At 46.3% G+C, this 590-nt stretch carries 2 protein-coding genes; both read left to right on the forward strand.

What is annotated here, in order from left to right:
- Nucleotides 1-429 (forward strand): phosphate ABC transporter ATP-binding protein (locus SMIDD26_RS12785; protein WP_246746909.1); only part of this gene is annotated, 429 nt, incomplete at its 5' end.
- A gap of 71 nt (nucleotides 430-500) precedes the next feature.
- A partial coding sequence (locus SMIDD26_RS13680) for an ATP-binding cassette domain-containing protein (RefSeq protein WP_419986654.1) occupies nucleotides 501-590 on the forward strand: 90 nt, incomplete at its 3' end.

Here is a 590-nt window from a genome sequence, read left to right on the forward strand (position 1 = left end):
GAACGTGCAGGGGTTAAGGACAAGCAAGTCTTGGATGAAATTGTGGAAACCTCTCTTCGTCAAGCTGCCCTTTGGGATCAGGTCAAGGACGATTTGCACAAGTCAGCCTTGACCCTATCAGGTGGTCAGCAGCAGCGTCTCTGTATCGCTCGTGCTATCTCTGTTAAACCAGATATCCTCTTGATGGATGAACCGGCGTCAGCCTTGGATCCGATTGCGACAGCCCAGCTGGAGGAAACCATGTTGGAATTAAAGAAGGACTTTACCATCATTATCGTGACCCACAGTATGCAGCAGGCTGCGCGCGCTAGTGATTACACAGGATTTTTCTACTTGGGCGACTTGATCGAGTACGATAAGACCTCTAATATTTTCCAAAATGCCAAACTACAGTCAACCAATGACTACGTAACAGGACACTTTGGATAGAAAGGAAACAGTATGACAGAAGCGATTTTACAGGTGTCAGACCTGTCCGTTTACTACAATCAAAAAAGGCCTTGAATAGTGTTTCCCTATCTTTCCAACCTAAGGAAATTACAGCCTTGATTGGCCCATCTGGATCAGGAAAGTCAACCCTCCTAAAGGCT

It is taken from the genome of Streptococcus mitis, from assembly GCF_001579035.1.
Lineage (GTDB): Bacteria > Bacillota > Bacilli > Lactobacillales > Streptococcaceae > Streptococcus > Streptococcus mitis_J.